Origin of the sequence: uncultured Sphingomonas sp. (genome assembly GCF_934560975.1) — a bacterium.
Taxonomy (GTDB): Bacteria; Pseudomonadota; Alphaproteobacteria; order Sphingomonadales; family Sphingomonadaceae; genus Sphingomonas_I.
In genome coordinates, this window is record NZ_CAKTFO010000023.1 from 16,501 (window position 1) to 42,066 (window position 25,566).

Annotated in this window: 24 protein-coding genes; 9 read left to right on the forward strand and 15 right to left on the reverse strand. The window is 66.3% G+C overall.

Going from position 1 to position 25,566, the window contains the following annotated elements:
* Positions 1–134 precede the first annotated feature (134 nt).
* Genes Q0D93_RS12690 through Q0D93_RS12715 form a run of 6 tightly spaced genes read left to right on the forward strand, consistent with a single transcriptional unit; the run spans position 135 to position 6,788 of the window.
* Positions 135–1,712 (forward strand): carboxyl transferase domain-containing protein, encoded by a 1,578-nt coding sequence (locus Q0D93_RS12690; protein ID WP_294395011.1) that lies wholly within the window; start codon positions 135–137, stop codon positions 1,710–1,712.
* A gap of 2 nt (positions 1,713–1,714) precedes the next feature.
* The gene (gene bioB, locus Q0D93_RS12695) at positions 1,715–2,707 is read left to right on the forward strand and encodes a biotin synthase BioB (RefSeq protein ID WP_294394969.1); all 993 of its coding nucleotides are present in this window, start codon (positions 1,715–1,717) and stop codon (positions 2,705–2,707) included.
* 4 nt (positions 2,708–2,711) lie between these two features.
* A complete protein-coding gene (locus Q0D93_RS12700; RefSeq protein WP_294394971.1) occupies positions 2,712–4,598 on the forward strand; it encodes a biotin carboxylase N-terminal domain-containing protein in 1,887 nt (628 codons plus the stop codon).
* The gene (locus Q0D93_RS12705) at positions 4,595–5,050 is read left to right on the forward strand and encodes a MaoC family dehydratase (RefSeq protein ID WP_294394972.1); all 456 of its coding nucleotides are present in this window, start codon (positions 4,595–4,597) and stop codon (positions 5,048–5,050) included. Before Q0D93_RS12700 ends, Q0D93_RS12705 begins: the two co-directional genes overlap by 4 nt.
* Positions 5,047–5,883: a CoA ester lyase gene (locus tag Q0D93_RS12710; RefSeq protein ID WP_294394973.1), complete on the forward strand. Its 837-nt coding sequence runs from the start codon at positions 5,047–5,049 to the stop codon at positions 5,881–5,883. The genes Q0D93_RS12705 and Q0D93_RS12710 overlap by 4 nt, the downstream gene beginning before the upstream one ends.
* Positions 5,884–5,930: 47 nt before the next feature.
* Positions 5,931–6,788: a fumarylacetoacetate hydrolase family protein gene (locus Q0D93_RS12715; RefSeq protein WP_294394975.1), complete on the forward strand. Its 858-nt coding sequence runs from the start codon at positions 5,931–5,933 to the stop codon at positions 6,786–6,788.
* A gap of 79 nt (positions 6,789–6,867) precedes the next feature.
* Here the strand turns inward: Q0D93_RS12715 and Q0D93_RS12720 are convergent, their stop codons facing one another.
* The gene (locus tag Q0D93_RS12720; protein ID WP_294394977.1) at positions 6,868–7,797 is read right to left on the reverse strand and encodes a Gfo/Idh/MocA family oxidoreductase; all 930 of its coding nucleotides are present in this window, start codon (positions 7,795–7,797) and stop codon (positions 6,868–6,870) included.
* 199 nt (positions 7,798–7,996) lie between these two features.
* Between Q0D93_RS12720 and Q0D93_RS12725 the strand changes: the two genes are divergently transcribed.
* Positions 7,997–8,164, forward strand: a complete 168-nt coding sequence (locus tag Q0D93_RS12725; protein ID WP_294394979.1) for a hypothetical protein — start codon at positions 7,997–7,999, stop codon at positions 8,162–8,164.
* 13 nt (positions 8,165–8,177) lie between these two features.
* On the opposite strand, the gene mdoH is transcribed toward Q0D93_RS12725, so the two are convergent.
* Positions 8,178–10,007, reverse strand: a complete 1,830-nt coding sequence (gene mdoH / locus Q0D93_RS12730) for a glucans biosynthesis glucosyltransferase MdoH (RefSeq protein ID WP_366510282.1) — start codon at positions 10,005–10,007, stop codon at positions 8,178–8,180.
* 124 nt (positions 10,008–10,131) lie between these two features.
* Positions 10,132–11,628 (reverse strand): glucan biosynthesis protein, encoded by a 1,497-nt coding sequence (locus Q0D93_RS12735; RefSeq protein ID WP_294394981.1) that lies wholly within the window; start codon positions 11,626–11,628, stop codon positions 10,132–10,134.
* Between the two features lie 95 nt (positions 11,629–11,723).
* On the opposite strand from Q0D93_RS12735, the gene Q0D93_RS12740 reads away from it, so the two are divergent.
* Positions 11,724–12,104: a VOC family protein gene (locus Q0D93_RS12740; RefSeq protein ID WP_366510283.1), complete on the forward strand. Its 381-nt coding sequence runs from the start codon at positions 11,724–11,726 to the stop codon at positions 12,102–12,104.
* A gap of 2 nt (positions 12,105–12,106) precedes the next feature.
* On the opposite strand, the gene Q0D93_RS12745 is transcribed toward Q0D93_RS12740, so the two are convergent.
* Both Q0D93_RS12745 and Q0D93_RS12750 read right to left on the reverse strand, forming a co-directional pair.
* The gene (locus Q0D93_RS12745) at positions 12,107–13,282 is read right to left on the reverse strand and encodes an acetyl-CoA C-acetyltransferase (RefSeq protein WP_294394983.1); all 1,176 of its coding nucleotides are present in this window, start codon (positions 13,280–13,282) and stop codon (positions 12,107–12,109) included.
* A 38-nt stretch (positions 13,283–13,320) separates the two neighbouring features.
* A complete protein-coding gene (locus Q0D93_RS12750) occupies positions 13,321–14,211 on the reverse strand; it encodes an alpha/beta fold hydrolase (RefSeq protein ID WP_366510284.1) in 891 nt (296 codons plus the stop codon).
* A 193-nt stretch (positions 14,212–14,404) separates the two neighbouring features.
* On the opposite strand from Q0D93_RS12750, the gene phaR reads away from it, so the two are divergent.
* On the forward strand, positions 14,405–14,995 hold the full coding sequence (gene phaR, locus Q0D93_RS12755) for a polyhydroxyalkanoate synthesis repressor PhaR (protein ID WP_294395018.1): 591 nt from the start codon (positions 14,405–14,407) through the stop codon (positions 14,993–14,995).
* On the opposite strand, the gene Q0D93_RS12760 is transcribed toward phaR, so the two are convergent.
* The 10 genes from Q0D93_RS12760 to Q0D93_RS12805 all read right to left on the reverse strand — a co-directional run bounded on the left by Q0D93_RS12760 (position 14,936) and on the right by Q0D93_RS12805 (position 25,271).
* A complete protein-coding gene (locus tag Q0D93_RS12760) occupies positions 14,936–16,519 on the reverse strand; it encodes a hypothetical protein (RefSeq protein WP_294394986.1) in 1,584 nt (527 codons plus the stop codon). The genes phaR and Q0D93_RS12760 overlap by 60 nt on opposite strands.
* Positions 16,520–18,007 carry a CpaF family protein gene (locus tag Q0D93_RS12765; protein ID WP_294394988.1) on the reverse strand — a complete coding sequence of 496 codons (1,488 nt, stop codon included), beginning with the start codon at positions 18,005–18,007 and terminating at the stop codon, positions 16,520–16,522. It abuts the gene before it with no gap.
* 89 nt (positions 18,008–18,096) lie between these two features.
* Positions 18,097–18,360 (reverse strand): ATP synthase F1 subunit epsilon, encoded by a 264-nt coding sequence (locus Q0D93_RS12770; RefSeq protein WP_294394990.1) that lies wholly within the window; start codon positions 18,358–18,360, stop codon positions 18,097–18,099.
* The gene (locus Q0D93_RS12775) at positions 18,360–18,542 is read right to left on the reverse strand and encodes a glutathione S-transferase (RefSeq protein ID WP_294394993.1); all 183 of its coding nucleotides are present in this window, start codon (positions 18,540–18,542) and stop codon (positions 18,360–18,362) included. Before Q0D93_RS12775 ends, Q0D93_RS12770 begins: the two co-directional genes overlap by 1 nt.
* Positions 18,542–20,005 (reverse strand): F0F1 ATP synthase subunit beta, encoded by a 1,464-nt coding sequence (atpD, locus tag Q0D93_RS12780; RefSeq protein ID WP_294394995.1) that lies wholly within the window; start codon positions 20,003–20,005, stop codon positions 18,542–18,544. Before atpD ends, Q0D93_RS12775 begins: the two co-directional genes overlap by 1 nt.
* A 28-nt stretch (positions 20,006–20,033) precedes the next feature.
* On the reverse strand, positions 20,034–20,915 hold the full coding sequence (locus Q0D93_RS12785) for a F0F1 ATP synthase subunit gamma (protein ID WP_294394997.1): 882 nt from the start codon (positions 20,913–20,915) through the stop codon (positions 20,034–20,036).
* 76 nt (positions 20,916–20,991) lie between these two features.
* Positions 20,992–22,521, reverse strand: coding sequence for a F0F1 ATP synthase subunit alpha (gene atpA / locus Q0D93_RS12790; RefSeq protein ID WP_294394998.1), 1,530 nt, complete (start codon positions 22,519–22,521; stop codon positions 20,992–20,994).
* Positions 22,522–22,523: 2 nt separating this feature from the next.
* Positions 22,524–23,078 (reverse strand): F0F1 ATP synthase subunit delta, encoded by a 555-nt coding sequence (locus Q0D93_RS12795; RefSeq protein WP_294395002.1) that lies wholly within the window; start codon positions 23,076–23,078, stop codon positions 22,524–22,526.
* A 229-nt stretch (positions 23,079–23,307) separates the two neighbouring features.
* Positions 23,308–24,372: a calcium-binding protein gene (locus Q0D93_RS12800; RefSeq protein ID WP_294395004.1), complete on the reverse strand. Its 1,065-nt coding sequence runs from the start codon at positions 24,370–24,372 to the stop codon at positions 23,308–23,310.
* A gap of 350 nt (positions 24,373–24,722) precedes the next feature.
* Positions 24,723–25,271, reverse strand: a complete 549-nt coding sequence (locus Q0D93_RS12805) for an FxDxF family PEP-CTERM protein (RefSeq protein ID WP_294395006.1) — start codon at positions 25,269–25,271, stop codon at positions 24,723–24,725.
* Positions 25,272–25,566 lie beyond the last annotated feature (295 nt).

Below are 25,566 nucleotides of genomic sequence, written 5' to 3' on the forward strand. Positions count from 1 at the left end.
TGCTGTTTCCACCGACCATCGCCGGTGATAGGCTCACCGCAAAAGAGGTGGTGGAGAGTTGCCGTGGTGATCCGACGCGTCCGTGACGACGGCGCAGCCTGCGCATCGTGAAGACCGCACCCACGCTGGCCAGCATGGTTGCGTCGCAGGATGAGGGCTTTCGCGCGAACGACACGCACAATCGCGCCTTGGCCGAACGGTTGCGGTCCGATGTGGCCACCGCGGCAGCGGGCGGGAGCGAAGGGGCGCGCGAGCGGCATGTGGCCCGGGGCAAGCTGCTGCCGCGCGATCGGGTGGCACGATTGCTCGATCCCGGATCGCCGTTCCTGGAGATCGGGCAGCTTGCCGCTCATGGTCTTTATAACGACGAGGTGCCTGGCGCGGGGGTGATTGCGGGCATCGGCCGCGTGTCGGGCCGACAGGTGATGATCGTCTGCAACGACGCCACGGTGAAGGGCGGCACCTATTATCCGTTGACCGTCAAAAAGCACCTCCGCGCGCAGGAGATTGCGCGCGAGAACCATCTGCCCTGTATCTACCTGGTCGACAGCGGCGGCGCCAACCTGCCGCATCAGGCGGAGGTGTTCCCCGACCGCGACCATTTCGGGCGCATCTTCTTCAACCAGGCCCAGATGTCTGCGGCTGGCATCCCGCAGATCGCCTGCGTTATGGGCAGTTGCACGGCGGGCGGCGCCTATGTGCCGGCGATGTCGGATGAAACGGTGATCGTGCGCGGCCAGGGCACGATCTTCCTCGCCGGGCCGCCTTTGGTAAAGGCCGCGACCGGCGAGATCATCTCCGCCGAGGAACTGGGCGGGGCGGAAACGCACGGCCACCGCTCGGGCGTGGTGGACCATGTGGCGGAGGATGATGGTCATGCGCTGACCATAGTCCGCGACATCGTCGCCACCTTGCCGCCTCCGGCTTCTCCCAACGTCAACCGCATCGCGCCGCGTGCGCCGCGCCTTGCCGCCGAGGACCTCTACGGCATCGTGCCGCAGGACGTACGCGCGCCGTATGACGTGCGGGAGGTGATCGGGCGGATCGTGGACGCATCGGAGTTCCACGAATTCAAGACGTTGTACGGCACCACCTTGGTGTGCGGCTTCGCGCATATCTGGGGCATGCCGATCGCGATCCTCGCAAATAACGGCGTGTTGTTCAGCGAAAGCGCGCAAAAGGGGGCGCACTTCATCGAACTGGCGTGCCAGCGCCGTATCCCGCTGTTGTTCCTCCAGAACATTTCCGGCTTCATGGTCGGCGGCAGATATGAGGCGGAGGGGATCGCCAAGCACGGCGCCAAGCTGGTCACCGCCGTCGCCACGGCGCAGGTGCCCAAGATCACGGTGGTGATCGGCGGCAGTTTCGGCGCAGGCAATTACGGCATGTGCGGCCGCGCCTACAGCCCGCGTTTCCTGTTCACCTGGCCCAATACGCGGATCAGCGTAATGGGCGGCGAGCAGGCCGCCAGCGTTCTCGCCACCGTCCATCGCGACGCCGACAGCTGGTCGGCGGAGGAGGAAGAGGCGTTCAAGGCGCCGATCCGCCGCAAATATGAGGATGAGGGCAATCCTTGGTACGCCACCGCGCGGCTGTGGGATGACGGGATCATCGATCCGGTGCAGACGCGCGACGTGCTCGGCCTCGCGCTGGCCGCCACGCTCAACGCGCCGATCCCCGACCATTCCCGGTTCGGCATCTTCAGGATGTAAGCATGACTCCCGACCCTTGGACCCGCGACGCCATTGCCGGCCTGTTCGACCTGCCGTTCCTTGATCTGGTGGCGCGTGCGCACGCCGTCCATGGGGCGAACCATCGCGCCGGCGAAGTGCAGCTTTCGACCCTGCTGTCGATCAAGACGGGCGGCTGCGCGGAGGATTGCGGCTATTGCAGCCAGTCGGCGCACGCCAAGAGCGGACTGAAGGCGGACAAATTGATGGAGCGGGAAGCGGTGCTGGCCGCCGCCCGCGCGGCCAAGCAGGGCGGATCGCACCGCTTCTGCATGGGTGCCGCCTGGCGCGAGCCCAAGGAGCGTGACATGCCCGCGCTGCTGGGCATGGTGGCGGAGGTGAAGGCGCTGGGCCTGGAAACCTGCATGACGCTGGGCATGCTGACCGACGATCAGGCGGATCGGCTGGGTGCGGCGGGCCTGGATTACTACAACCACAATATTGATACCTCGCCGGAAAATTACGGCAATGTCATCACCACCCGCAGCTTCCAGGAGCGGCTGGATACGCTGGACCGGGTGCGCGCCGCCGGGATCAATGTCTGCTGCGGCGGGATCCTGGGCATGGGGGAGACGCGGGCCGACCGGGTCAGCTTCCTCCACGCACTGGCGACCATGGCGGAGCCGCCGGAAAGCGTGCCGCTCAACGCGCTGGTGCCGATCCGCGGCACCGTGCTGGGCGACCTGCTGCACGACGTGCCGAGCGCGCGCATTGACGACATCGAATTCGTGCGGACCGTCGCGGTAGCCCGCATCATCATGCCGCGCAGCATCGTGCGGCTGTCGGCCGGGCGGGAGAGCATGTCCGACACGATGCAGGCGCTCTGCTTCACGGCCGGGGCAAATTCGATCTTCACCGGCGACAGGCTGCTGACCACCGGCAATGCCGGTGGCGATCGCGATGCGGCCCTGTTCGCGAAGCTGGGGCTGAGGCCGATGGACACCGCGTCCGCACACACGCTCACCGAAATGGCCTGATGCCATGTTCGACACGCTCCTGATCGCCAACCGAGGGGAGATCGCCTGCCGGATCATCCGCACGGCGCGCGCGATGGGGCGGCGGACAGTGGCGGTCTATTCGGACGCGGATGCCGGGGCACCGCACGTCCGGCAGGCGGATGTGTCGGTCAGGATCGGCTCAGCACCCGCGCACGACAGCTACCTGCGGGGCGATCGCATCATCGCCGCCGCCAAGGAGACGGGCGCGCAGGCGATCCATCCCGGCTACGGCTTCCTGTCGGAAAATGCCGGGTTTGCCGAAGCGGTGGCGGCGGCCGGCCTGGTGTGGGTCGGCGCGCCGCCGGCGGCGATCCGCGCCATGGGGCTGAAGGACGCGGCCAAGGCGCTGATGGCGCGGGCCGGCGTACCCGTGACACCGGGCTATCTGGGCGAGGACCAGTCCCCCGATCGCCTGCGGGTGGAGGCGGATGCGATCGGTTATCCCGTCCTGATCAAGGCGCTGGCGGGCGGCGGCGGCAAGGGGATGCGCCGGGTCGATCGCCCGGCGGACTTCCCCGACACGCTGATAGCCTGCCGGCGCGAGGCGGCAGCGGCGTTCGGCGATGATCGCGTGCTGCTGGAAAAATATATTTCCAACCCGCGCCACATCGAAGTGCAGGTGTTCGGCGACACGCACGGCGATGTGGTCCACCTGTTCGAGCGGGATTGCTCGCTCCAGCGGCGGCACCAGAAGGTGATCGAGGAAGCGCCCGCGCCCGGCATGAACGCCGACACGCGCGCGGCGATCTGCGACGCGGCGGTGAAGGCGGCGCGGGCGGTGGACTATGTCGGCGCGGGTACGATCGAATTCATCGCGGACGCGACCCGGGGGCTGCGCGCCGACCGTATCTGGTTCATGGAAATGAACACCCGCCTGCAGGTCGAACATTCCGTGACGGAGGCGATCACCGGCGTCGATCTGGTCGAATGGCAGTTGCGCGTCGCTGCTGGCGAGGCTTTGCCCAAGGCGCAGGCGGAGCTGGCGATCGACGGCCACGCAATGGAGGCGCGGCTTTATGCGGAAGATCCGTCGCGCGGCTTCCTGCCCTCCACCGGACCGCTGCGCCGGCTGCGCCTGCCGCGCGGGCTGCGTATCGACAGCGGGGTGGAGGAGGGGGGGCAGGTCACGCCGCATTATGATCCCATGATCGCCAAGCTGACCGCCCATGCCCGCACACGGCAGGGCGCGGCGCGCTGGTTGGCGGCCGGTGCAGCGCAGGTCGAGGTCTGGCCGGTGCGCACCAACGCGGCCTTCCTTGCCCGCGCATTGGCTCATCCGGACTTCGTCGGCGGCGCCATCGACACCGGCTTTATCGAGCGGCACGGCGAGCGGCTGATCCCCTCGACTGAGCCGCCGGAGGACGTAGTGGCCGCCGCCGCCGCCGCGATCCTGCCGCGGGAGGCAAGTGATCCGTGGCAGGCCTTGACCGGCTTTCGCGCCAACGCCGCGCCCGAAGCAGAGGTGTCGGTCGCGGTAGACGGCAGGACGGTGCGGGGGCAGCCTTCGGATCGGCCCGGCAAGGTCCGCACCGTGACGCTGGACGGCGAGACGATCCTGTTCGCGCGCGGTGGAGCCTGGTCGGCCGAGGTGCCGCGCGGCGGAGGGGCACAGCAGGGCCGTGCGGCGGGGAATGGCGCGATCCTCGCCCCCATGCCCGGCCGGATCGTGTCGGTGACGGCGGCGGAGGGCGACACTGTGGCGGCTGGCCAGAAACTGGTCGTGCTGGAGGCGATGAAGATGGAGCAGGCACTGGTCGCGCCCTTTGCGGGCCGCATCGTCGAACTGCGCGCGACGGAGGGCGGGCAGGTGAGCGAAGGCGCGTTGCTGGTCCGGGTCGAGCCCACGCCGGATGCGGGCGTGGCGGGATGAGCGGCCGATACTTTGACGTGTGGGCGATCGGTGACCGGATCGACCATCCGATCCGCCGAACGGTAACGGAGACGGACAACCTCCTCTTCTCCACCATGACCCACAATCCCCAGCCGCTGCATATCGATGCCGAGGCGGCGGCCAGGTCCGAATTCGGCCGCATCCTCGTCAACGGCACCTTCACCTTCGCACTGATGGTAGGCTTGTCGGTGGGGGAGACCACGCTTGGCACGTTGGTCGCCAATCTGGGCTATGACAAAATGGTGATGCCGAAGCCGGTCTTCATCGGCGACACGCTGCGCGCCACGACCGAGGTGACCGACCTGCGCGAAAGCAGGTCGCGGCCCGATTCCGGGCTGGTGACCTTCCGGCACGAATTGTTGAACCAGCAGGACGTGCTGGTCTGCCAGTGCCTGCGCACGGCCATGCTGCACAAGACCCCGGCCGCATGAGGCTGCGCTCGCTGCTGTTCGTGCCCGGCGACCGGCCGGAACGGTTCAACAAGGCAGCGGCGAGCGGTGCCGACGCGATCATCCTCGACCTTGAGGATTCGGTTGCGCCGGAGGCGAAGCAGGAGGCGCGGGCAGCAGTCGCCACCTGTCTCGGGCAATCGTCGGAAGTGTCGCGCCTGGTCCGGATCAATCCGGTGGATGCCGGCTGCCTCTCCGCCGACGTGGATGCCGCGCGCGGCGCGGATGGCGTAGTTCTGCCGAAAGCGGAAGGCAGCGCCACCATCCATGCACTGGTTGATGCCTGGGGCGCGGCCTGTCTGCCGATCCTGCCGATCGCGACCGAAACGCCGGCGGCGATCTTCCGGCTGGGTGACTATGCGACGGTGGAGCGTCATCTCTGCGGCCTGACCTGGGGCGCGGAGGATCTGCCGGCGGCGATCGGCGCCGCCGCGTCGCGCGAGGCGGACGGCCGCTACACTCAGCCCTATGAACTCGTACGCTCGCTGACCCTGTTCGCGGCCCATGCGGCGGGCGTGGCGGCGATCGAGACGGTGTTCCCGGCGCTGTCGGACGATGCGGGGCTGGCCGCCTATGCCGCACGCGGGGCGCGGGATGGCTTCACCGGCATGATGGCGATCCATCCCCGGCAGGTGCCGATCATCAACGCGGCGTTCGCGCCTTCGGACGAGGCGCTGGACGCGGCCCGGCGCCTGCTCGCGGCGGCGGCCGAGGCGGGGCAGGGCGCGTTCCGGTTCGAGGGGCGGATGGTCGATGCCCCCCATCTGAAGCAGGCACGCGCCTTGCTTGCTCGTGCCGGCCGGCCGCTGCCATGATGAACGGCGCAAGTGCCGGACGCCGGTGACAGAAAGGAAGGACCTGTATGAAATTCGTTCGCCATGGACAGCGCGGCAGCGAGAAGCCGGGCCTGATCGACGCGCAAGGCCGGGTACGTGACCTGTCCGGTCTGATGGACGACATCACCGTTCAGGGCATCGCCGCCCTCGAAGCTGTCGATGTCGAGCGCCTGCCGACCGTGGCGGAGGGTGTCCGCCTGGGCGTGCCCGTGTCGGGCATCGGCAAGATCGTAGCGATCGGCCTCAACTATGCAGACCATGCCCGCGAGTCCAACCTGCCCATCCCGACCGAGCCCGTCATGTTCATGAAGGCCCTGTCCAGCCTCACTGGCCCTTATGACGAGGTCATGCTGCCCCAGGGCTCCACCCACAGCGACTGGGAGGTGGAACTGGGCGTGGTGATCGGCAAGACGGCGCGCTATGTGGAGCAAGCCGACGCGCTGGCCCATGTCGCGGGCTATACCGTCGCCAACGACGTGTCGGAACGCTTCAACCAGAAGCAGCGCGGATCGCAATGGAGCAAGGGCAAGGGGCACGACACCTTCTGCCCAGTCGGCCCCTGGCTGGTGACGCCGGACGAGGTACCCGATGCGCAGGCGCTGGACATGTTCCTGGACCTGAATGGCGCGCGGATGCAGACCGGCAACACCACGACCATGATCTTCCCCGTGGCGGAGATCGTCGCTTATGTCAGCCGGTTCGTGACGCTCTACCCCGGCGACCTCCTCATCACCGGCACGCCGCCAGGCGTCGGGGAGGGCAAGAAGCCGCAGCCCATCTTCCTGAAGGAAGGCGACGTGATGCGGCTCGGCATTACGGGGCTAGGCGAGCAGCGGCAGAATGTCGTCGGCTGGCGGCATTTGGGTGACGGGGTGCCTGGATAAGGCACGCATCCCGCGCGAGGCCCGACGCTCATCCCCTTACCGGGGGGATGAGCGTCAGCTTATGACCTGACAGCCGGGATCAGCCGTTCCAGTCGAACGCGCCGAGCGTCTGGCGACGGCCCAGCAGGAATGCGTCGGCCACCAGATGGAAGGGCGACAAGTCGGTGTCGCTCCGGCGTGCGGCAAGCAGGCCGGCAAAGTGACGGTAGAGCCGGGCATATTCGGGCTCCTCCTTCACCTCGACCGGCTCCCCGTCAATCGCCAGCCTGGTGCCGCCAATCGAAAGCGTTGCGGTGCCCGCGTCGGTCTGGACCACGATGTCCCACGTCTGCGGCCCGCGCTGGTCGAAGTCGAACTCGGCCCGGATCACCGCGCCCTGTGGCTCGCTCATGGTCAGCGAAGCCGCGATCGGCGCATCCTTGTTGGACGGGAAACGAAGTTCGGCATCCTCCAGTCGCACCGGGCGCGGCATGATGGCCGTGAGGACGGACAGGGCGTTGATGCCGGGATCGAACACGCCGATGCCCGGCTCCCAGATCCATTCCTGGCCGGGGTGCCAGACGCGCACATCTTCCTTCCAAGCGATGTCGACGCGGCGGATGCCCTTGTCCTTCAGCCATGCCCGGGCGGGCTCCACCGCCGCGCCCTCGCGCGAATGCCAGGTGACGTAGAGCAGCTTGTTCGCCTTGGCCGCCATGTCCGCAAAGCCGGTTGCCTCGCTCACGGTTGCGGCCGGCGGCTTTTCGATCATCACGTCCAGTCCGTGCGCGAAGGCCTCCTCCAGCAAGGCCTGGCGGCCGCGCGGGGGGGTGCAGACCGACAGCGCCTGTATGTCGGGCAGGGCCTGCATCATCTCGGTCACGGTACGAAAGGCCGGCACGCCATCCACCTGGGCATGGCTGGTGACGATCGCCGCCAGCTCGAACCCATCGCTGTTGGCGAGGGTCGGGATATGCTGGTCGCGGGCGATCTTGCCGATGCCGGCCAAAGCGATACGGGTTTTTGCCACGGACGTTGCTCTCCTTGCGCATGGACGGCGCCTCCGCTGCTAGGATCAGGCCGCACGTCCCTTGTCCAGCTTCTTCCGCGAGCGCGTGCGAAGCCTTCGGCGAAATCCGGAGCGGCCCTTGGGGCAATCCGCCACGGCGATGCATCGCAATGCTGCCGGCGCGCGTTGCCCATGCGTATCGTCGCAAGGAGTGAAGACCATGGCAAAGCCCCACGAAACCCCGCCGCATTCGGATATTGAAGGCGTCAACCGCGACGCGCGCATCGGCACGCCGTCCACGTCGGAGCATCCCGATCCGGGCGATGCGCTGGATAATGCGAACGAACAGTCGGCCGCCCGCCCGAAGGAAACGCCGCCCCAACGCTGATCAGGCGCGTCGATCAGGCGGGCGCGCCCGCGCGGATCATCATGCGAGTGGTGGTCCGCGCGGGCATGGCCCCCGTCTCCTCGGTGCGCGGATCGGCGGAAAAGATGCGGCGCGCGGCGGCGGCGGTGCCGATATCCGCGCGCGAGGTCAGAGTCGCAAGGAACGGCGCGCCCAGCAATCCCAGTGCGATCGGCATCTGCCAGATCGCACCGCCATGCCCCGACAAAGCTGCGATCCAGAAGACCAGGCCCAGCAGCATGTGCCAGCGAAAATAATCCATCGCCTCCGCCAGGGTCACGCCATCCGTGTCGCGGCGCTGCGGCTGCCAACCGCTCGGCCGGCCGGACAGAATCTCCGCGATCGACAGGCATTGCGATGCCATGATCATCGGCGCGGCGATGATCGACAGGGGCACGTCCACCGCCACGCTGGTCAACACTCCGCGCCATCCGCCGAGGCGACGGACAAGCGCCCCGTCACGCATCGCCCAGATCAGCGACAACAGTTTCGGCCCGAACAGCAAGGTCAGCGTCAGGCTGATCAGCCAGATCGGGGGATCGAGGTCCGCAATCGGCGATCCCGTCCGTACCGCCTGGAACATGGCGGTGGCGAGCAGCAGCAGCCACAACGGCGAGGTGAGATAGGCCGACGCGCCCATCAGCAGCTGCAACCGGCTGATCCAGTGCAGCCCCGCCGTGTCGAGCAGGCGGAGATGCTGCAAATTGCCCTGGCACCAGCGCCGATCGCGCACGGCATGGTCGATCATGGTCGGCGGGCATTCTTCATAGGAGCCCTGGTGCAGCACCATGAAGCGGGTGGCCCAGCCGCGCCGGCGGAGCAACGCGGCTTCCACCATGTCGTGGCTCATGATCTGTCCGCCGAGGGGCTCCGCGCCGCTCAGCTTCGGCAATCCGCAGCTTTCGGCAAAGGCGCGGACGCGGACAATGGCATTGTGACCCCAGAAGGTTGCTTCGTTGCCCGACCACCAGGCGAGGCCGGCGGCGAAGATCGGGCCATAGAAGGCAACGGCGAACTGCTGCCAGCGGGCAAATACGCTTCGTCCGCCGGTCAGCAGCGGATTGGTCTGGATCAGGGCGACGCGCGGATCCGCCTCCATGGACGCGGCCAGTCGGAGCATGGCATCCGCACTCATGATGCTGTCGGCATCCAGTACGATCATGGACTCGTATCCGGCGCCGAAACGCTGGATCCATTCCGCCAGATTGCCGGGCTTGCGGCCGACATTCGCCGCGCGCCGACGGTAAAAGACCGATGGCCCGCCGGACGAACGCAGCAGGTGACAGGCCGCGCGCTCGGACGACTCCGCCGAAGCGCGGGAGTCGCTGAGGATGAAGAAGTCGAACAGATCAGCGGCCTCGGCCTGGACGATGCTGCGCATCATCACGGCGAGCCGGCTGCTCAGCGCCGCTACATCCTCGTTATAGACCGGCACCAGCACCGCCACGGTCCGCTGGGGCAGAGCGGCGGGCGGAATGGCCGTGCCGGCTCTCCGCCCGAACAGCATCACAAATCCGATCAGGGCGTTCAGGAAGCCGAAGCCAATCCACGCGAACAACGACATGCTCAGCAGGGTCAGCACCTGATCCACCGGATCGAAGCCGTCGAGCGCCAGCGGAGCAGCCGTCCCGAAGCTTGCGCCCAACCCGATCGCGCCGCTGGCCAGAACAAGGAACAGGCGGCGGGCGAGCAGCGATCCGCCCGCCGGCAGGGCGGTGGCCGGCGGTGTCTGGTGCATGTCCTGCTGCGGCATCGACAGCGGACGTTCGGGCGGAAGGTCATCCCCCCGCCAAAGTTCGCCATTGGCCCCCTGCACCACGGACACGCCTCATTCTCCCAAACTCGCTTTTTCCGCCAGTTCAGCATCCTGCCTGCACCGCGGCCTTTTGACCGTCGGCAATATAAGCCATGAGCCGGCGTTACGGTTCCTTACCGCACCGCCGTATCGATCATAGCTGATACAGGAATGTCTCAGTCAAGGCGGCGCCGCTGCGGTGCAGAAAGGCGCGGAGATCGACCGCACGGTCACTATCGGGCGCAACGTCGGCAATCAAGCGCCATCTATTGGAGGTTCCGACGACCGGATAAGCATTGGCGGTCAACACTTTACCATGATCCGCACTGACGTTGGGCGCGACCCCGCTGGCGCGATCGAACCCCTTCAGCGCATCGCCCGCGAAATCCACCACCACCCGCGACGCGCCTTTCACCGGTTCGAAACCGGGGGCGGCGGCGACCCCGCGCCAGGTGTCCACGACCCGTGCGACACCCTGCGCGTTCGGCTCGCCGGCGATCCAGCGCAGGCGATAGGACAGGGAATAGCGGCGACCGGCGCGCGCCGGACCTTCGGGGGACCAGCAGGCGACGATATTGTCTTCGGTTTCCCTGGTCGTCGGCAGTTCGACCAGCATCACCGATCCGGCACCCCAGTCGCCCTGCGGCTCGACCCACAGGCTCGGACGCTTTTCGTAGAAGACACCGTCGTCCTGATAATGGTCGAAATTGCGATCGCGCTGGAGCAGGCCGAAGCCCTTGGGTGCCCGATCGGCAAAGCTGTTGACCTGCGTCGCCTTGGGGTTCCGCAACGGCCGCCAGATCCGCTCCCCGCCGCCGGTCAGCATGGCGAGCCCGTCGCTGTCGTGGATCTCCGGCCGCCAGTCGACCGCCTTGTCCCGGTCGCCTTCGCCATACCAGAACATGCTGGTAAGCGGGGCGATGCCCAGCCGGGCCACGTCGGCACGGAGTTGCAGCACGCAGCTGACATCCTGGGTGACGCCTTGCGGGCCGCGTCTGTTGACGAACCGCCATGCGCCGGCGGCGCGCGGCGAATCGAGCAGGGCATAGATGGTAACGGCGTCACCCGGCCCCTGCTCGAGCCAGAAATGGGTGAAGCTTGGAAATTCCTCCGGCGTGGACAGGCCGGTGTCGATCGCCAGCGCACGCGCCGACAAGCCATATTGGTCGAGCGCGCCGGAGGCACGGAAGTAGGAGGCGCCTTGGAATGCCAGCCAGTCGCTGTTCCCCCCCGGCATCATCACCCGGAACCCGGAAAAGCCGTTCGCCGTCGGCGGCAGACGCTCGCCGCCGGCGAACAGTTCACGCGTGAATGGCAGCGCGCGCGCGCCGCCACGCTCCACGACGGAGACGGGCACGCCGGCCTGCGCATTCCGGCTTTGCGGAAAGAAGCGCACCTCCTGCGGGGTGCCGCGCCACAAAGCGGCGTCGGCACGGTAGGAGATGTGGTTGAGCGCGTCATACGTCACCGCGTCGAGCCCGGCGGGCGGGGCAGGAGGCGCGACATAGGGCTGGCGCGCGCGCTTCAAGGCCTCGGCCTGCAGCATGTCCCACGAGAAAGCCGGGCTTGTGGGGGCGGCCGCGATGGCGGGTGCGAACAAGGATGCGCCGGCGGCGCCGATCATGGTGCGTCGGGTCAGACGGATGCTCATGGCGGTGTGAGTGCCTCCTCGATTGTGAACGGCGAATGAGCCCGGGGGAACGGACAGGGGGTGTGCAATGCTCCGTTCACGCCTAAGCGGCGCCCATGCTGCTTTCCATCCACCACGTCGCGATCATTGCGTCGGACTATGCCGCGTCCAAGCGTTTCTACACGGAGGTGCTCGGCTTTGAACTGGCGGCCGAACATTTCCGAGCGGAACGGAATAGCTGGAAGGGCGACCTGACACTCGGCTCCATCCAGATCGAGCTGTTCAGCTTCCCGGACGCCCCGTTGCGACCGTCACGACCGGAGGCGCAGGGGCTGCGCCACCTCGCTTTCTCCGTCGATGATCTCAACGCCGTGGTGGCGGGCATCGCCGCACGGGGGATCGACGTGGAGCCCGTCCGCGTCGATCCCTATACCGGCAAGAGGTTCACCTTCTTCGCGGACCCGGACGGGCTGCCGCTGGAGCTGTACGAAGGGTAAGGTCAGTCGCGCTCGACGCAGAGCGCGATGCCCATGCCGCCGCCGATGCACAAAGTCGCCAGACCCTTCTTGGCGTCGCGGCGTTGCATTTCGTGCAGCAGGGTGGTGAGCACGCGCGCGCCCGATGCGCCGATCGGATGGCCGATGGCGATCGCGCCGCCATTCACGTTCACCTTGGCCGGATCCCAGCCGAGTTCCTGCCCGACCGCCAGCGCCTGGGCGGCAAAGGCCTCGTTCGCCTCGATCAGGTCCAGGTCGGCAAGCGTCCAGCCGGCCTTTTCCAGCGCCTTCTGGCTGGCGGGGACGGGGCCGATACCCATGATGGACGGATCGACGCCGCACGACGCCCAGCTCTTGATCCGGGCCAGAACGGGCGATCCGCGACGTTCCGCCTCGTCGGACGACATCACCACCAGGGCCGCCGCGCCGTCATTCAGGCCGGAAGCGTTGGCGGCGGTGACGCTGCCCTCCTTCTTGAAGGCGGGGCGCAGCCCGGCGAGGCTGGCGACCACCACCCCTTCGCGGATGAATTCATCCTTGTCGACGATCGTGTCGCCCTTGCGACCCTTGATCGTGACCGGCGCGATCTCCGCATCGAAGCGGCCGTCGCGGCGCGCTGCCTCGGCCTTGTTCTGGCTGGCGCAGGCGAACTCGTCCTGCTGCTCGCGCGTGATCTGATATTTGTCGGCCAGGTTTTCGGCGGTGATGCCCATGTGATAGCCGTTGAACACGTCGGTCAGGCCATCCTTGATCATGGTGTCGACCAGATCGAGATTGCCCATCTTCTGCCCCGCGCGCAGCGTTTGTGCGTGGGGCGACAGGGTCATGTTCTCCTGGCCGCCGGCGACGATGATCCTGGCGTCGCCCGCGAGGATCGACTGGGCGGCAACGGCGACCGCGCGCAGGCCGGAGCCGCAGACCTGCTGCACGCTCCAGGCCGGAACCTCCTGCGGAATGCCCGCGCCCATCGATGCCTGGCGCGCCGGATTCTGGCCCTGGCCCGCCGTCAACACCTGACCCAGGATGACCTCGTCCACGTCGGCCGGATCGACCTTGGCGTCGGCCAGCGCCGCTTGAATCGCGATCCGGCCCAGTTCGTGGGCGGGAGTGGTCGCAAAGTGGCCGAGGAAACTGCCGACCGGCGTGCGCTTGGCGGCGGTGATGACGACGTCGGTCATGAATGCTCCTGCTATCGCGAAAAGTGGTAAATGGCCTATCAGCTGGATGCGGTGCGCGAAAGCCACTCGGCAAGCGGTTCCCACACCGCGCGGCGGGCATGGCGGCCTACGATCATGCCGACGTGGCCGAGTTCTAGGTCGATCCGCGCGCCGACCCCTGCGGCACTGCATGCGGGAGCGATGTGGTCGGTGGTGGACGTCACCTCCAGGACCGGCGCGCGGATCGAGGCCGGATCGATGCGCTGCCCCACGATGCGCCATTGCCTGCGCCCGGTCACGTCCCGGCGGAACAGGTCCACGAACAGCTCGCGCGCCACGCCATAGGTGAGGGGCGGGCCGTCATTCGCCCAATCCTCCAAGCGGACAAAGGCCCGTGCCGCCCGATCGTCGGGCGCGAGTGCGCCGAATGCCTCATATTTGCGGATCGGGCGGCCGGGATCGAGCTGCCAGAATGCGGTTTGCAGCACCTCCATCGGCATCACGCCCAATACGGCGCAAGCGGCCTCCGCATGCTCCCACAACTGGTCCAGCGCACGCAGCGTCTCGGCCGGATAGGATCCGAACCGCCATGGCGTAGCGATCAAAGCAAGGCCGCGCACCGGTCTGAGGGCGGCGGCGGCGAGCGCCATGGTGCCGCCCAGGCAGTAACCCGCCAGCGTCACGGACGGACCCACCTGATCCACCAACGGCAGCAGAAAGCGTTGGACATGATCCGCGACCGACAAGTCTCGCTCGTCGGCGGCAGGAAAGCCCCAGTCCAGCAGCAGCGGCCGAAATCCCTGTCCAGCCAACCAGCGGAGCAGCGACCTTTGCCCGTCCAGGTCCAATATGTCGGGCGGGTTGATCAGCGACGGTACGAAGATGACGGGCGGTCCCGCGCCTCCATAGTCGCGCAGCCGGGCGCGTCCGGCTTGGGCAATGGCCCGCATCGGCGGCAGACCGGCATCACGCGGCGCGCTCTGGTACGCGCGCAACCCCTTCAAGGCTGCCGCGGTGCGGTCCGGCGCATCGGCGGTTTCGCTGCGCAGCATGTTGAGAAACAATGGCAGGGGGCGCGGCCTGTGTTGCGCCGCACCAAGCGATGATGCTACGGTTCCGCTTTGCGAGGAGAGGGGCTGGGGCATGGCGAAATCGTCCGATCAATCGGGAACGGTGATCATCAAGAAGTACGCCAACCGTCGCCTCTACAATACCGAGTCGTCGAGCTATATCACGCTCGAACATCTGGCGCAGATGACGCGCGATGGCCGCGACTTCAAGGTGATCGACGCCAAGACCGAGGACGACATCACCCACAACGTCCTAACCCAGATCATCATGGAGGAGGAGAGCCGCGGGCAGACGATGCTGCCGGTCAGCTTTCTGCGCCAGCTGATCTCGCTCTACGGCGATTCGATGCAGTCGATGGTGCCGCAATATTTGGAAGCGTCGATGGAAGCGTTCCGTCGCAACCAGAGCCAGTTCCGCCAAGCGATGGAAGGCGCCTTCGCCGGTGGACCCTTCGCCGAAATCGCCAAGCGCAACATGGACATGTTCGAAGCGGCGGCGAACGCGTTCAAGGCCGGTGGTGGAACCGGCATGCCGCCCTTTGCCGCACCGCAGCCGCAGCAGCCGGCGGCGCCCACTGCCGCCTCGACGGGTGGTGACGACCTGTCATCGCTCAAGGACCAACTGGCACAGATCCAGGAAAAGCTGAACAAGCTGGGGAGCTAAGCAACACCCGCTGGCCGCGCACTGGGGGGTGAACGGCCAGCGCCGGCGGCGCTGCCGCGGCAGCGTGAAACCCGCGAGCAGGCACGCGAACAGCAGGCTGATCGCCGCCCCGAGCCGCTCCGCCGGCACATGCTCCACCGACACGGCACAGCCAAGGGGTGGGGAGAAGACCAGCGGGCTTTCGGGATTGCGCGCTAGATTGGTCACCCGCCCGTCGGCGCAGCGTGCCTTGAGCGAGGGGAAGGGGAATGTGGACGCCGGGTGACGACCTGCCGATACTACTGCCTGGCGGATCGCATCCACCCGCGCCGTCCGCTCCGGTCCGACAGCGCCGATGGGAAGATATTCGATCACGTCCTGCCGGCCCGGTACCGGCAGCGGCTGCATCGGATCGCCACCCATGGGGTTTGCGGGATTGATCATCAAAAAGGTGAAACCCAGCAGCGGGCTGAGCATGGCCGTGGCGATCACGGGAGAGCCGCGGTAGCAGGCGGCTACAGTCACCACTCCGAATTCGGCGAGCGCCAGTGCGCGCCACGGAAATTGCACGGCTTTCAGCACCGGCAGCGACCAGACGCCGGGGATCAGGCCTGCGACGATCGCACAGACAACGATCGTCCACAGCGGCCAGAAGGGCAGGGATCGCCGCGACAGGACCAGTGCCGCCAGTGCCGTACAGAGTGCCAGTCCGGCGAACATCAGCACATAGCTGGTGCTGGGCCATGCCTGGGGATGCAGGATGCTCCAACTGCCCGGCTGCAGGAACCGCACTGACCAGAGCGCCGCAACGGAGCTATGATGCTGCAAGGTCAAGGCCGGCAGCAGGTAGATGGCAGCCAGGCCGATGCCGCATGTTACGCCCTGGATCGCCGGAACCAGCTTGCGCCAGTCCGCTCGGGCGTACCAGACGGCGGCAGGGACAATCAGCAGCGCGCTGACGATCACTGCCGTGGGCAGGTGCGTCATGGCCAGCGCGGCATAGGGCAGCGCCAGGCGCGCGCTGCCGCCTCCCTCCGTCGACCGCCGTAGCCCAAGCGCAACCAGCGGGATCAGGGCAAAGGCGCAGAACTCCGCCAGCGCCCCGCGCCCGTAAAAGTCCATCACGTGGTAGGGCATGACCATGTAGAGCCCAGCGCCGACCAAGGGGGCCGGCGCATCCCGCTTCAGCCAGGCATACATGGCGAACCCGGACCCGAGCCAGGCGGCGCCAAACGCCGCCATCAAAGCGGCGTAGGTGGGCAGACCCGCCAGCCCGAACAGTCCCGCCAGATGGAAGGACAAGGGCGCGTAAAAGTAGAAAACCGGCGCGCCGAGCCCGCCGAATGACAACGGCAGCCAGCGCGGATACGGATTGCCGGCGCGCAACCCGGCCGTGAACTGTTCCAGCCAGACCCGGTCGATCCAGAAGCTGTCATGGCTCATCGGCGCCGCGATCAATGCTGGCGTCATCAGGCCCAGCATCAGCAGCACGAGCAGCAGAAACCGGCCGCGCCCTCCAAATATCCGGGTCAGGTCGGCCGGCACTTACAGGCACGCTTCCAGGAACGGCTGGTCGAAGCCGAACTGCTTGGCCTTGTCGAGCGTGTAGGGGCGCAGGCCCATGGAACGATATTCGCCGATGATCTTGCCGTCGGAGCCCTCATCGAGAAACTCGAACTTGAACAATTCCTGCGTGACGATGACGTTGCCTTCCATCCCGATCACCTCGGTGATGTTGGTGACACGGCGGCTGCCGTCACGCAGGCGCTTCACCTGGACGATCAGGTCGACCGAGTCCGCGATCTGGCGGCTGATCGCTTCCTTGGGCACCTTGATGTCGCTCATCATCACCATATTTTCCATGCGCGCCAAGCATTCGCGCGGGCTGTTGGAGTGGAGCGTGGCCATCGAGCCGTCATGGCCGGTGTTCATCGCCGCGAGCAGGTCGAAACATTCGGAGCCACGAATTTCGCCCAGGATGATGCGGTCGGGGCGCATACGCAGCGCGTTCTTGACCAGGTCGCGGATCGCGATCTCACCCTGACCCTCCAGATTGGCGGGGCGGGTTTCCAGCGGCAGCCAGTGCGGCTGTTGCAGGCGGAGTTCGGCCGCATCCTCGATCGTCAGCACGCGCTCGCCCGGATCGATCATTTTGGAAATCGCGTTCAGCATCGTCGTCTTGCCCGAGCCGGTACCGCCCGAGATGACGATGTTGAAGCGGCTCGCTCCAGCGATCTTCAGGGTGGTCGCCATCTTGTCCGACATGCTGCCGCCCTTGGCCATCATGTCGAGCGTGATCGGCTTGGCGGAGAATTTACGGATGGAGATGGCGGTGCCGCGCAGCGACAGCGGCGGCACGATCACGTTGACGCGGCTGCCGTCCTGGAGGCGCGCGTCAGCGAGCGGGGTGGTCTGATCCACGCGACGGCCGACCTTGCTGACGATGCGCTGGGCGATCTGGAACAGATGCTCCTCGTCGCGGAACTGGATCTGCGCCAGTTCCAGCTTGCCCTTGCGTTCGACATAGGTCTGGTCGGGACCGTTGACCATGATGTCGCTGACCAGCGGATCGGCCAGCAATTCCTCCAGCGGCCCCAGGCCGAGCAGTTCGTCGACCAACACCTTTTCCAGCGCGAACTGCTCGCGTCGGTTCAGGGTGATCTTCAGTTCGGCCAGAACCTCGCCCACGATCGGGCGGAATTCCTCGGCCAGTTCTTCCTTGTTGAGGGTGGCCGCCGCCTCGGGGTCGATGCGCTCCAGCAGGCGCGGCAGCACCTGTTCCTTGATCTTGTGGACCGAGGCCTCGAAGCCTTGCGGGGCGGAATTGCCTGCCTCTCCCGAAGCCGCGACCCGATCGGCCAGCCGCGCCATTGCGTCGAGCGGCGCCGACGGGCCGGATGTCAGGACCGTCTCGAACGGCGGGAACTGGCCGCCGCCCTCAAGCCCGCTACCGCTTTGCATCGGCTTGGCCACGCCGAATGCCGGCCGCGCGCCACTGGTCCCGATCCCACCTCTACGCCCGAACGCGCTCATGCTTACCCCTCATGATCCGACCCGCAGTCGGGAGAGGTGGTCAATAACGTGGAAACCTTGACGCGGATTTAAGGCCGATCGTCCGTGGTTCAGGCGATGTCGCTGGATGCCTCTGCCAGAACGGTCAGGCCGGTGGCGCTGACCTCAGCGAAGCCGCCTTCCACATGGATGCGGGCGGCGACGTTGTTCGGGCCGGAAAAAACGGTGATCTCGCCGTTGCGGACCACCGACATGAGCGGCGCATGGGCCTCCAGCACGCCGAAATCGCCTTCGGTGCCGGGGACGACCACCATGTGGACATCTTCCGAGCGGACCAGCTTTTCCGGTGTGACGAGTTCGAAGTGGAGAGCCATTACCGTTCCTTGATCGCGCTGTCGAAAGCGCGGGTGGCTGCCTCGAACTTGTCGCGACAGCCGGGATTGCAGAAGCCGACCACTGCGCCTTGGTACACGGTCAGCGCATCCGCCGCGATCGGATCACCCGACCACGGACAGACTTGGTTGACCGCATCTTCCAGGCGCAGCGGCGCGAGCATCAGGCCTGATCGGCCAGCTTCTTGGCCTTCTCGACTGCTTCGTCGATGCCGCCCACCATGTAGAAAGCGGCTTCCGGCAGATGGTCGTACTCGCCGTCGACCACCGCCTTGAACGAGCGGACGGTGTCCTCAACCTGCACGAACTTGCCGGGAATGCCGGTAAAGACTTCCGCGACGTGGAACGGCTGGCTGAGGAAACGCTGGATCTTGCGCGCGCGCTGCACGGTCAGCTTATCCTCTTCGGACAGCTCGTCCATGCCGAGGATGGCGATGATGTCCTGCAGCGACTTGTACTTCTGCAGCACTTCCTGGACCGCGCGGGCAACCTCGTAATGCTCCTGGCCGACGACGGCCGGGCTCAGCACGCGGCTGGTCGAATCGAGCGGGTCCACCGCCGGGTAGATGCCCAGCTCGGAGATGGCGCGGCTAAGCGTGGTCGTCGCGTCCAGGTGGGCGAAGGAGGTGGCGGGCGCCGGATCGGTCAAGTCGTCGGCGGGCACGTAGATCGCCTGCACCGAGGTGATCGAACCCTTGTTGGTCGACGTGATCCGCTCCTGCAACGCGCCCATATCGGTCGAGAGGGTCGGCTGATAGCCTACCGCCGACGGGATGCGGCCGAGCAACGCCGACACTTCCGAACCCGCCTGGGTGAAGCGGAAAATGTTGTCGACGAAGAACAGCACGTCCTGGCCCTCGACGTCGCGGAAATATTCCGCATTGGCGAGGCCGGAGAGGGCGACGCGGGCGCGCGCCCCCGGCGGCTCGTTCATCTGGCCGAACACCAAGGCGACCTTGGACCCTTCCTCGGTCGGATTGCCGTCGGCGTCTTTGGCGATAACGCCCGCATCGAGGAATTCGTGATAAAGGTCGTTGCCCTCGCGGGTGCGCTCGCCGACGCCGGCGAACACGGATACGCCGCCATGGCCCTTGGCGATGTTGTTGATCAGCTCCTGGATCAGCACGGTCTTGCCGACGCCGGCGCCGCCGAACAGGCCGATCTTGCCACCCTTCGCATAAGGCGCGAGCAGGTCGATCACCTTGATGCCGGTGACTAGGATGGCGGCTTCGGTCGACTGGTCGATGAAGTCCGGCGCCTTGTTGTGGATCGGCCCGGTGATGTCGGACTTGATCGGGCCACGCTCGTCGATCGGCGCGCCGACCACGTTCAGGATGCGGCCGAGCGTCTTGGGGCCGACGGGCACGCGGATCTGCGAACCGGTGTCCGTCACTTCCTGGCCGCGGGTCAGGCCGTCCGTGGAATCCATCGCGATGGTGCGGACGGTGTTTTCACCCAGGTGCTGGGCTACTTCCAGCACCAGGCGGATGTCGCCGTTGCGGGTTTCCAGCGCGGACAGGATCGCCGGCAGTTCGCCGTCGAACTGCACGTCGACGACGGCGCCGATCACCTGGGCGATGCGGCCGACATTGTTGGTGCCGAAGCTGATTGCGGGGGCGGTGGCCATGAGGTCGTTCCTTGCCTTCGTGTTCTGCTTAGAGCGCTTCGGCGCCCGAGATGATCTCCACCAGCTCGGTCGTGATGGCGGCCTGGCGGGTGCGGTTATACTGGATGCTCAAGCGATTGATCATGTCGCCGGCATTGCGCGTCGCATTGTCCATCGCGTTCATGCGGCTGCCCTGTTCGGACGCGGCATTTTCCAGCATCGCGCGGAACAGCTGGATCGCGATGTTGCGCGGCAGCAACTCGGCCAGGATCGATTCCTCGTCCGGCTCATATTCCACCGCCGCCGTGGCGCCGGTCGTGGCGGTGTCGTTCGCGGGGATCGACACCGGGACCAGCTGGACCTCGGTCGGCAGCTGCACCAGCGCCGACTGGAACTTGGCGAAGAACAGGTGCGCGACGTCATATTCACCCGCCTCGAACCGGGCGGTCAGGTCGCGCGCAACCTCCAGCGCGTCGGTGAAGGCGACGTTCTTGATGTGGCTCTGATCGACCTGGTGGACGATCTTGCCCGGATAGAGACGCTGGATGACCGCACGGCCCTTCTTGCCGATCAGGTAGAAGCGCACGTCCTTGCCGGCCGCGATCAGTTCGTCGGCCCGCTTGCGGGCGGCGCGGACGATGTTGGTGTTGAATGCACCCGCCAGACCACGCTCGGACGTCGCGACCACCAGCAGCTGCTTCTGGTCGGAGCCGGTCCCGGCGAGCAGGCGCGGGCTGTTCGGCCCCACCGTAACCTTGGGCGCCAGGCTCGCCATTACGGCGTTGAGGCGCTCGGCATAGGGGCGTCCGGCTTCGGCCGCCTGCTGCGCGCGACGCAACTTGGCGGCGGCGACCATTTTCATCGCCTTGGTGATCTTCTGGGTCGATTTGACCGAGCTGATCCGGTTCTTAAGCGCCTTGAGGCTGGCCACTTTGCTTCCTTCTCGTGTTCCCGCGCAGGCGGGAACCCAGGCCTAGGCTCCCGCCTGCGCGGGAGCACGGAACGGTTTAAGCGAACGTCTTGGCGAAGCTGTCGAGCGCGCCCTTCAGCTTGCTCTTGGTGTCGTCCGTGAAGTCCTTGCTGTCGCGGATCGTGGCAAGGATCCCCGCATGGTCCGAGCGCAGATAGGCGAGCATCGCCGCTTCGTAGCGGACCACGTCCGTCACCGGCAGCGCATCGATATAGCCGTTGGTGCCGGCAAAGATCGACGCGACCTGCTCCTCGAACGGCAGCGGCTGGAACTGCGGCTGCTTCAACAGCTCGGTCAGGCGCGCGCCACGGTTCAGCAGGCGCTGGGTCGAGGCATCGAGGTCCGAACCGAACTGGGCGAAGGCGGCCATCTCGCGATACTGCGCCAGCTCCAGTTTGATCGAGCCCGCAACCTTCTTCATCGCCTTGGTCTGCGCGGCGGAACCGACGCGGCTGACCGACAGGCCGACATTGATGGCGGGACGGATGCCCTGATAGAACAGGTCCGTTTCCAGGAAGATCTGGCCATCGGTGATCGAGATCACGTTGGTCGGGATATAGGCCGACACGTCGCCCGCCTGCGTCTCGATGATCGGCAGCGCGGTGAGCGAACCGTTTCCATTGTCGTCGTTCAGCTTGGCCGCACGCTCCAGCAGGCGCGAGTGGAGATAGAAGACGTCTCCCGGATAGGCTTCGCGGCCCGGCGGACGGCGCAGCAGCAGCGACATCTGGCGATAGGCCACTGCCTGCTTCGACAGATCGTCATACACGATCAGCGCGTGCATGGCGTTGTCGCGGAAATATTCGCCCATCGCCGCACCGGTATAGGGCGCGAGGAACTGCATCGGCGCCGGCTCGGACGCGGTAGCGGCGACCACGATGGAATATTCCATCGCGCCATTTTCTTCCAGCGTCTTGACCAGTTGCGCCACGGTGGACCGCTTCTGACCGACCGCGACGTAGATGCAGTAGAGCTTCTTGCTCTCGTCCGTGCCGGCGTTCGCGCCCTTCTGGTTGATGAAGGCGTCGATCGCCACGGCCGACTTGCCGGTCTGACGGTCGCCGATGATCAGCTCGCGCTGACCGCGGCCGACCGGAACCAGCGCGTCCAGCGCCTTGAGGCCGGTCTGCACCGGCTCGTGCACCGACTTCCTGGGGATGATGCCGGGCGCCTTCACCTCGACGCGGCTGCGCTGTTCGGCGACGATCGGGCCCTTGCCGTCGATCGGGTTGCCGAGGCCATCGACCACGCGGCCGAGCAGGCCCTTGCCGACGGGCACGTCGACGATCGCGCCGGTGCGCTTCACCGTGTCGCCTTCGCGGATCTCCGCGTCGGAGCCGAAGATCACGACGCCGACATTGTCGGCTTCGAGGTTCAGCGCCATGCCCTGCACGCCGTTGGCGAACTCGACCATCTCGCCCGCCTGGACCTTGTCCAGACCATGGATGCGGGCGATGCCGTCGCCGACCGAAAGAACCGAACCCACTTCCGACACTTCGGCATCCGTGCCGAAGTTCGCGATCTGGTCACGGATGACCTTGGAGATTTCTGCCGCGCGGATTTCCATGTTCAGCCTTTCATCGCAGTCGCGAGTGCGTTCAATTTGGTGCGGATCGAGCCGTCGATCTGACGGCTGCCGAGGCGGACGATCAGCCCGCCGAGAATGGAGGGATCGACGGTGGCATCGACCGTGACCTCGCTGCCGACCATCGACTTCAGCCGCGCGGTGAGCGCCGCCATCTGCCCCTGGTCGAGCGGGTGGGCGCTGATCACCTGTGCGGTGGTCTCACCCCGGTGGCATGCCGCAAGCGTCGCGAAGTCGCGCAGCACGGCGCCCAGCGTGGCCAGGCGGCGATTGCCGGCAAGGACGCCCAGAAACCGGGTGGTGATCGGATCGAGCTGGAGATCGGCCGCGACGGCCGCAATCGCCTTTGCCGCGTCACCGCGCCCGACCAGCGGGCTGGCGATCAGGCGCCGGAGGTCGTCCGATTCGGACAGTGCCTGGCGCAAGGTCGCTACACTGCGGCCGACCGAATCCAGCTGGTTCTCGTCGCGCGCAAGCTCGAACAAGGCGGTTGCATATCGTCCGCTAAGGCTTGCCTGAATGCCGCCGGAATGCTCCACGCGTTCGTCGTCCCCTGATTTGATGATGCCCCGCGCCCGCCGGGTGAGGCAAAAGCGGGCCAGCCGATCGGCTGCCCGCTCCTGTTGGGTCGCGCCTAGCAATGGGGGGGCAGGAATGCAAGGTGAGCATGTTCCGTACCGCACGACCGATGCGGCAAGCCTGCCGGAGCAGGTGGGGCAGAGGCCGCCGGGACGCCGAATGGTCGACGCCCCGGCCGCCTGCCGCAGATCAGATGAAGTCGGACAGGGCGATCGAATGGGAGTCGACCGCGTCCAGCCGCACCACGCTGTCGGCAACCGATCCGCCGACCGCGCTGTAGAACAGGTACGTGTCCTGGCCGAAGCCGATCGCCGCCACGCCGTGGTCGGGCTGACCGACCAGGGCCTGGAGCGCCGTGGACACCAGGGTCGCGGCGGTTGCCGCCACTCCATGCACCACCTCCGTGGGGTCGAAGTTGAGGTCGATCCGATCCTCGCCATGGTGGAAGTCGGTGATGCGGTCCGCACCGTTCAGCAGCATGTCGCTGCCGATCAGCGGGCTGTCATTGCCCTTGAAGACGAAGACGTCCGCGCCCGATCCGCCGGTCAGCGTGTCCGTGCCGTTGTCGCCCATCAACGTGTCGTTGCCGGTGCCGCCGTCGAGCAGGTCGCTATCCTTGCCGCCACGCAGCACATCGTTGCCCGCGCCGCCGGAAAGGGAGTCGTTGCCGTAATTGCCGTTGATGCTGTCATTGCCATCGCCGCCGAACAACCTGTCCTGGCCCTGGCCGCCGAACAGCCGATCATTGTCCAGGCCGCCATCGATCCAGTCGTTTCCTGCATTGCCGTGGATATAGTCGATACCCGCGCCTCCATAGACGACGTCGTCGCCATCCGCACCGGTGGCGCCGGTATTGCCGTACAGATGGTCGTTGCCGGCATCGCCCATCAGCGTGTCCGCGCCCGAGCCGCCGAAGATGTAGTCGTTCCCGTCATCGCCCTGCAACTGATCGTTGCCTTCGCCGCCATACATGGCATCGTTGCCCGGGGCGCCGCGCATCTGGTCGGCCGTGGTCGTGCCGGTGAACAGGTGGGAGCCGTCGTTGAAGGTCAGCGCGCCCCTGGAACTGGCGAGGGACAAGGACGAGGTAGGAAAGGACAAGGACAAGGAGCCGGTGCCGACGGTAGTTATCAGTCCATTGCTGGACACGGACACATCGGATGCGGTGAGACCATTCCCGAACAGGATATTGTCGTTGCTGCCGAACAATGCGGATTGAAGGCCGCTCAGTGCGTTGAACACGTAATTCGCCACGTTGCTCTCCCTTTAAGGTGCCGTCGTCTGCACGGCCTTTTCTATAGGGAGGACAGGTGGCCCGCCGTTCTATGTCTCTGGTTAAATGAAGGTTTTTCCTCCGTAACGGAGCGCACCCCCGCGAGAGGATCCAATCGCTTTGGAGTGAATTGCGTCGCCCCGACCTTAACGGATCGCCAGGAGCAGGAGTGGCGGGAGCGCATCGGTTGCCGGCCGCCGCGACGATCATCAGCCGGTATTGGGTGGTGCGCCCGCGAACGATCATGGGGCGGCTCGCACAGCGTCTTCGGGCAAGCAAAAGGGGCCACGGCTCGCGCCATGACCCCTCTGCATCATCCTCGCGCCGGCGATCAGGCGTTGGCGAGCGTCCGCGAGGAGCGGCGCGCGCGGATGGCGCCACCGATCGCGCCGAAGCCGACCAGCATCGTCATCCAGGTTGCCGCTTCGGGCACCGCCGCAACCGTAGTATTGCCGCCATATTGCGCTGAGCCGAACGAAAAGCCGCCGATGTTCAGCGTATAGCTGCCGGCGTCCAGCAGCAGTGCGTTTTCGAGGTAAGCCGACGACAGGATCTTGCCGTTCTCAATCTTGAACCCGCCGATCACCTTGCCGAGACTGTCGGCCAGGCTCACGCTGGTGAAGTTAATGTCGCCGGCCTTGTTCTGGCTCGTCGCCGTGCTGGTCAGGCTGGCGCTGAACAGCAGCCTCGACTGATTGAGCGTGAACTTCAAGGTGTCGGCAAAGTCGCCGCGTCCGATCATGGCGCGCCCGAAGGTGCCCGAATAGACATCGCTGCCGCCCTGGAACTGCAGATCGACGCCGCTGACCTGCTTTGCCGCGCTGACCGGAGCAGCCGCAGCCATCACCATCGCGGCCGCAACCAGGCCGCCCATCTTCATGCCATATCCCACGTCGAAAATCCCCTTTGCCCCAACTTGGCGACCATTCGCCCCCAATTCTTAACGCCTTATTATCTATCAAGTTATAGCCGCTCTGCGAAGAGTTAATGGCCACTCTACTCCAAAAGAGAAAAGTGCAGCAGGTTCAACATTTAGCTGGTTAAAGATGGGCTGATCGCCGTTAACGACGTGCATAAACCTTCAATTGCTGTCGTGGAAACTAGGTCGTGAACCCATAAACGGCGGTGAGGACCAGCGCCGTCGGCACCGCGATCATCAATGCGATAGATGACCA